Raw genomic sequence first — 6,459 nt, forward strand, 5'->3', positions numbered from 1 at the left:
TTGGAGCCCGGCGCCGCTGCAGTGGATGCTGCAGGGGTGGTGGTTTAGAAACGGAAGTGCGAGAAGGCCTTGTTGGCTTCGGCCATGCGGTGCACTTCGTCACGCTTCTTCATCGCGCCGCCGCGGCCTTCGGAGGCCTCGAGCAGTTCGTTGGCCAGACGCTGGGCCATCGACTTCTCGGAGCGCTTGCGCGACGATTCCTTCAGCCAGCGCATGGCCAGGGCCATGCGGCGAGCGGGGCGAACTTCAACGGGAACCTGGTAGTTCGCACCACCCACGCGGCGGGATTTGACTTCCACCACGGGCTTGATGTTGTTCAGAGCGATGTTGAAGATTTCCAGCGGATCCTTGCCGGCCTTCTTTTCGACTTGCTCGAGGGCACCGTAGATGATGCGCTCGGCCACAGCCTTCTTGCCGGACTCCATGATCACGTTCATGAACTTGGAGAGGTCGACCGATCCGAACTTGGGATCGGGCAGGATTTCACGCTTGGGTACTTCGCGACGACGAGGCATTTCGTTTCCTTTCAATGCTTCAGTTGATGCGGGCTGGATCGCGGATCACTTTTGCCTGCATCTGGAGACTGATCAACAGACTCCACTTACTCAGTTCAGACCGGACCATTCCGGCAGAACCGCCACCTCGGCCTTCTCTTCTCGAGCGTGCCACCTTCGGGTGACAGGCCGGTGAAGACGACCGAATCTTGTTTTGCTCAGAGGGCCGATCAGGCCTTCTTCGGACGCTTGGCGCCGTACTTCGAGCGCGACTGCTTGCGGTCCTTGACGCCTTGCAGGTCGAGGGAGCCACGCACGATGTGGTAACGCACACCGGGCAAGTCCTTCACACGGCCGCCGCGAACCAGCACGACGCTGTGTTCTTGGAGGTTGTGGCCTTCGCCGCCGATGTAGGAGATGACCTCGAAACCGTTGGTCAGGCGCACCTTGGCGACCTTACGCAGAGCGGAGTTAGGCTTCTTGGGGGTGGTGGTGTACACGCGGGTGCACACGCCACGACGCTGCGGGCAATTCTGCATCGCAGGCGACTTGGACTTCGTGACCTCGACCTGACGGCCGTGGCGCACGAGCTGGTTGATGGTAGGCATCGATGTGATTCCTGTTGGTTCCCGTTGATTTCACTGGCGGCGGCCAACCGCTGCCAGCACAAAACGGCTCTTCACCCAAGCGCCCACGAAGGCGCCAGGCTAAAAGCCGAAAAGCCTTCCATTGTAAGCGGCAGGACGCCGCATTGCAACTGGCCGCCTCCAGCACCGTGGAGACAGAAACAAAAAGGGCCCCGAAGGGCCCCATGCGGTCGGTGCCAGCGAGCTGGCGAGCCGACCCATCCAGGACCGGCAGGGAGGCGGTCGCCTCAGTCCGCGAGCTTTCGCGACAGCGCCGCCGCAGCTGACAAGCCCAGGCGGGTGGCGGCAGCGACGGTCAAGGCGACGGCGACGAAGGCCAGCGCGTCCGGCGCACCCAAGTCAGCCATCAAACCGCTGACGACGCCAGCTGCGAGGCCCAGGCCGACCAGAAAACCACCGATCACACCCACCTTTTCCAGGCGCAACTGCTGACGCTGGGCGGTGGAGCCAGGGAAACGAGCAAGGGTTTGAGCCATGGTGCACTCCTAGAGAGAAAGTGAAGCGATGCGCCATGTTAAGGGTAAACACGCAAAATAGGGGGAAAACCCTTGTAACGGATTGCATTCCGGGGGCGGATGTCCGCCAAGGCCGAACCGCCGCATGGGGCCACTACAATCTGCGGCCATGCTGCAGGCACCCGATCCGTCGAAAAGGGCAACGTCCACCCCTGTGCCCTGGCTCGGTTGGGCCGCGGCCTGCCTGGTCATGGCGCTTGGCGCCGCTTTGGCCCTGGCAGGCCGAGAGCTGGATCGGCAAACACTGCTTGACCTCCAGGTTTCGCTGCGCGACTGGCCGGTGCCATGGGCCTTCCTGACCTGGTCGGGGCTGGGTATCTGCGGCTTCGTGCTGCTGACCAGCCTGAGCGCCGAAGAGCCCAGGCGAGTGGCTGCACTGATCCTGGCGCTGCTGATCGGCGGCATCGTCGTTCACACCATGAAGCGCGTGCTTCACGTTGACCGACCCGCCACCTATTTCGGTCCCGATCACCCTGTCTTCCAGGTCATTGGCAAGGTCCTCAAAAAGGGGTCGATGCCTTCAGGTCACTCGGCCACCGCCTGGGCCGTGGCGGTGTTGCTGGTGGCCCATGAGGAAGGGCGTGCGACCCTCTGGCGTCACCTTTGGTGGGCACTGGCGGCTTTGCAGGCGCTCTCGCGCGTGGTGGTCGGCGCCCATTGGCCCAGCGACGTGCTGGTCGGCTCGGGGCTGGGTCTGCTGCTCGCTCCCGTGGCTTGGCGAATGCCGGCCAGCATTCGCCTGGCTGGGTGGTTGCGCAAACCCTCCACGTGCAAGGCCGTGGCGCTGAGCCTGCCGGCCTTTGGGCTCTACGTGTGCTTGAGCAAGCAGGGCTGGGTGGTGCCCCTCGGGGTGCAGTGTGGGGTGATGGCACTGAGCACATGGGGCGCCTGGCGCTGGTGGTTGGCGTCGAAGGGCCCCGCCCAACAGGAGGGCGCGGTTTGAGTTCCCACCCGCTGCCCAACACCCCTCAGGCAACCCGCGGCGTGCTGGACCGGTGGCCCTCCTGGTTGTGGGTGGGCTTGCTGATGGCGCTGTGGCTGCTGGGCCTGGACAGCGCGCCACTGCTGGATGTGGACGAAGGCGCCTTCTCGGAGGCCTCGCGCGAGATGCTGTCCAGCGGCGACTGGGGGCACACCACGCTCAATGGCGCAGACCGGTTCGACAAACCCATCCTGATTTACTGGCTGCAATCGCTGGGCCTGGCGATCTTTGGCGTGACCGAAGCGGCCACTCGCCTGCCATCGGCCTGCGCTGCCTTGATGTGGTGCCTGGCGGCCGTGCGGTTTGCCCAGCTGTGGGCCGACCAACGGGCCGAACGCGTGGCGGCCGTGGTGGTGGCCACCTCGGTGGGCGTGATGCTGATCGGGCGCGCGGCCACAGCGGATGCGCTGCTCAACGCGCTGATGTGCTGGGCCTGCCTGGACCTGTGGCGCCACCTGTCCGATGGCAGCCGACGCCCCCTGCGACGCGCCTTCCTGTGGATGGGCCTGGGTGTGCTCACCAAAGGCCCGGTGGCGTGCCTGGTGCCCGGTGCCTCGGTGGTGGTCTACCTGTTGGCATCGGGTCAGGTCGGGCGTTTGCGGCAGGTGCTCGGCGATGCTTGGGCCTGGGTCATCTTTTTTGGCGTGGCGACGCCATGGTACGCCTACGCACTGCACCGACACGGCATGGCCTTTGTCGACGGCTTCATCTTGCAGCACAACGTCAACCGATTTCTGCAAACCAGAGAGGGGCACGGCGGGCAGGCCCACTACACGCTGATCGTCGCCCCCCTGCTGGCCCTGCCCTGGACGCCGCTGCTTCTGTCTGTGTTGGCGAACTGGCGCGCTTTGTGGGCAGAACCCGTGAGCAGGTTTTTGTTGTGCTGGTCCGGGTTTGCGTTGCTGTTCTTCACCCTCTCCAGCACCAAGCTGCCGCATTACCTCCTGTATGGCACGACACCGCTGCTCATCTTGATGGCGGGTGCGCTGGCCAAGCTGCGCTCGCGCGGCATGGCCTGGGCGCTGGCCATGTGCCAACTGCTGCTCTTCGCCGGCCTGTCCTGGAGCCAGCACGTGGCGGGCTGGCTGGCCACACAAACCAAGGACCCGCTCTACCGGACCTTGCTGGAAAGCGCGCCAACTGGGCCAGCATGGTGGCAGGTGGTGGCGGTGGGCGGACTGTGGCTGGCGATCTGGTGCTGGCCACGCCGGGCGCCTGCTGAACGCGCGGTGCTGGGCGCCCTGCTGGGTGCGTTCTGGGTGGTGCACGGTGTGTTGCCCTGGTGGGCCAGCACGCTGCAGTCCCCCGTGCACGAGTTGGCCCAGATTGCCCAGGCGCGGGGTGCCGAGGTGGTGCAATGGCGTGCGCGGCAACCGAGCTTCGCTTTTTACCTCGGGGCGCCAACGCCATCCCGAGAACCCTTGCCGGGCCAGTTGGCACTCGTGCGCAAGGACCGATTGAAGCCCGAGGACCCGGTGGTCATCGTCGCGGAGCGCCGAGGCTTTGCGCTGGTCGAGCGCTTGGCCGCGCAGGTAGGGGATGCCCCCCAAGAGGCAGCGAAAGCCACTGGTGCAACGCCCGCACCAAGTCCCTGATCAAGGCAAGCCCATCCCATGAGCGACGACAACCAGGTTTACGTGGCCCCGAGTTTTCAGGCCCTGTACCGCGACGCACGCGGTCGGTGGACCCTGCCGCCGCGCGAGGTGGCCTCTCGCCATGAGCTTTGTGAGGACCTGGCCCAGCACCTCACCACGCATTGCCAGAGCGTGCATGTGGAGATCGGCGCCGAGACGCACGAAGTGCTGGCGCGTTGCCAGCAAGGCCTGTTGACCCCGGAGTCGGGCGTCAGCGAAGCCGAGGCCACCTGGGTGGTGACCCGGCTGGCGGAGCTGCTGAACTGGCCCCACCCGGGGCTTGGCAGCGGGCGTGACAGCGACTGACACCCGGCGTCACCCCGTTGCCTGATGAGTGCCCATCACACACGCGCCGTGTGATCGCTTGAAATGAAACAAGGGCCCCGATTTTGGTCGGGGCCCTTGTCATTGGGGGACTGGATGGCCGAGGCGTTCAACAAGCCCGGCAACCGAATCTCGGACCGACGCCAGTGCTGACTGGCATCGGCCCTTGTGCGTCACTCGGCGGTGGCGCCACCTTCGCTCGGGGCGGCATCGCCGGAAGCTTCGTCCAGCGCAGCCAGTTCCATGGCGGCGCGTTCCTGGGCTTCCTGCATGGCGATGGCGCGACGCTCGGTGTCGTCCATCTCTTCCTTGGCCTTGCGAGCCTGGTGGAAAGCCATGCCGGTGCCGGCGGGGATCAGGCGACCCACGATGACGTTTTCCTTCAGGCCACGCAGCTCGTCGCGCTTGCCCATGATGGCAGCCTCGGTGAGCACGCGGGTCGTTTCCTGGAAGGAAGCGGCCGAGATGAAGGAGTCGGTCGACAGCGAGGCCTTGGTGATGCCCAGCAGCACATCGCTGTGCGTGGCGATCATCTTGTCGGCAGCGCGCATGCGGTCGTTGGTGTCCAGCAGCTCGGAGCGCTCGACCTGTTCACCAGCGATGTAATGCGTGTCGCCCGGGTTGACGATCTGCACGCGGCGCAGCATCTGGCGAACGATCACCTGGATGTGCTTGTCGTTGATCTTCACGCCCTGCAGACGGTAGACGTCCTGCACTTCGTCGACGATGTAGCGAGCCAGCTCTTCGATGCCCAGCAGGCGCAGGATGTCCTGCGGATCGGCCGGACCGTCGACGATGGATTCGCCCTTGTTGACCACCTGGCCTTCGTGCACCAGGATGTTCTTTTCCTTCGGGACCAGGTCTTCCCAGACCTTGCCTTCGGGGTCGGTGATCTGCAGGCGAACCTTGCCCTTGGTTTCCTTGCCGAAGGACACCGTGCCGGTGATCTCGGCCAGCGAGCCCTTGTCCTTGGGGCTGCGGGCTTCGAACAGCTCGGCCACACGCGGCAGACCGCCGGTGATGTCGCGGGTCTTCTGACCTTCGATGGGGATGCGGGCCAGCACTTCACCAGGCGACAGGTCTTGCCCGTCGCGGATCTGGATCAGCGCGCCGACCTGGAAGCCGATGGTCACGGCGTGGTCGGTACCCGGGATCTTCACTTCGGAGCCGGAGGCGTCCAGCAGCTTGACCTGCGGGCGCACGACCTTGGCCGCACCGCGACGCTTCGGGTCGATCACGACCAGGGTCGACAGGCCGGTCACTTCGTCCACCTGCTTGGCCACGGTCACGCCTTCTTCGACGTTCTCGAACTTGGCCTTGCCGGCGAACTCGGTGATGATCGGGCGGGTCAGCGGATCCCAGGTGGCCAGCACCAGACCAGCCTTGACGGTCTGGTCGGCCTTGACGTTGAGCGTGGCGCCGTAAGGCACCTTGTGACGCTCGCGCTCACGGCCGTGCTGGTCGGAGATGACGATTTCGCCGGAACGCGAAATCACCACCAGGTCGCCCTTGCCGTTGGTCACATAGCGCATCGTGGCGTTGAAGCCGATGATGCCGTCCGACTTGGCTTCCACGCTGGATGCGATGGCGGCGCGCGAAGCGGCACCACCGATGTGGAAGGTCCGCATGGTCAGCTGCGTGCCGGGCTCACCGATGGACTGGGCGGCGATCACACCGACCGCTTCACCGGAGTTGACCAGGCCACCGCGGCCGAGGTCGCGGCCGTAGCACTTGGCGCACAGGCCAAAGCGCGTGGCGCAAGTCAGCGGGGTGCGGACCTTGACTTCGTCGACGCCAGCGGCTTCGAGCTCGTCCAGGACGTCTTCGTCCAGCATGGTGCCGGCGGTGACCAGCACCTGCTGG

General features: G+C 65.3%; 6 protein-coding genes and 1 pseudogene. 3 read left to right on the forward strand and 4 right to left on the reverse strand.

The genetic code is table 11. From position 1 onward, the window contains the following. Positions 1-44: 44 nt before the first annotated feature. The 3 genes from rpsG to B2W70_RS09060 form a co-directional block, all read right to left on the reverse strand. A complete protein-coding gene (gene rpsG, locus B2W70_RS09050) occupies positions 45-515 on the reverse strand; it encodes a 30S ribosomal protein S7 (protein ID WP_058088973.1) in 471 nt (156 codons plus the stop codon). A gap of 209 nt (positions 516-724) precedes the next feature. Beyond that, a complete protein-coding gene (rpsL, locus tag B2W70_RS09055) occupies positions 725-1,102 on the reverse strand; it encodes a 30S ribosomal protein S12 (RefSeq protein ID WP_058088974.1) in 378 nt (125 codons plus the stop codon). Positions 1,103-1,368: 266 nt separating this feature from the next. Further along, entirely contained in the window at positions 1,369-1,617 is a 249-nt protein-coding gene (locus B2W70_RS09060; protein ID WP_286745001.1) for a hypothetical protein, read from the reverse strand. A 148-nt stretch (positions 1,618-1,765) separates the two neighbouring features. On the opposite strand from B2W70_RS09060, the gene B2W70_RS09065 reads away from it, so the two are divergent. From B2W70_RS09065 to B2W70_RS09075, 3 genes are read left to right on the forward strand one after another with little or no spacing between them, the layout of a single operon-like run. After that, positions 1,766-2,599: a phosphatase PAP2 family protein gene (locus B2W70_RS09065; RefSeq protein WP_286745003.1), complete on the forward strand. Its 834-nt coding sequence runs from the start codon at positions 1,766-1,768 to the stop codon at positions 2,597-2,599. Then, the gene (locus tag B2W70_RS09070; RefSeq protein ID WP_286745005.1) at positions 2,596-4,233 is read left to right on the forward strand and encodes an ArnT family glycosyltransferase; all 1,638 of its coding nucleotides are present in this window, start codon (positions 2,596-2,598) and stop codon (positions 4,231-4,233) included. Before B2W70_RS09065 ends, B2W70_RS09070 begins: the two co-directional genes overlap by 4 nt. Positions 4,234-4,251: 18 nt before the next feature. Beyond that, the gene (locus tag B2W70_RS09075) at positions 4,252-4,578 is read left to right on the forward strand and encodes a hypothetical protein (protein WP_058088978.1); all 327 of its coding nucleotides are present in this window, start codon (positions 4,252-4,254) and stop codon (positions 4,576-4,578) included. Between the two features lie 191 nt (positions 4,579-4,769). On the opposite strand, the pseudogene B2W70_RS09080 reads toward B2W70_RS09075, so the two are convergent. Further along, positions 4,770-6,459 (reverse strand): annotated as a pseudogene (locus B2W70_RS09080) (DNA-directed RNA polymerase subunit beta'); the annotation flags it as partial.

Source organism: Aquabacterium sp. UBA2148, assembly GCF_002328915.1.
GTDB lineage: Bacteria > Pseudomonadota > Gammaproteobacteria > Burkholderiales > Burkholderiaceae_C > Aquabacterium > Aquabacterium parvum.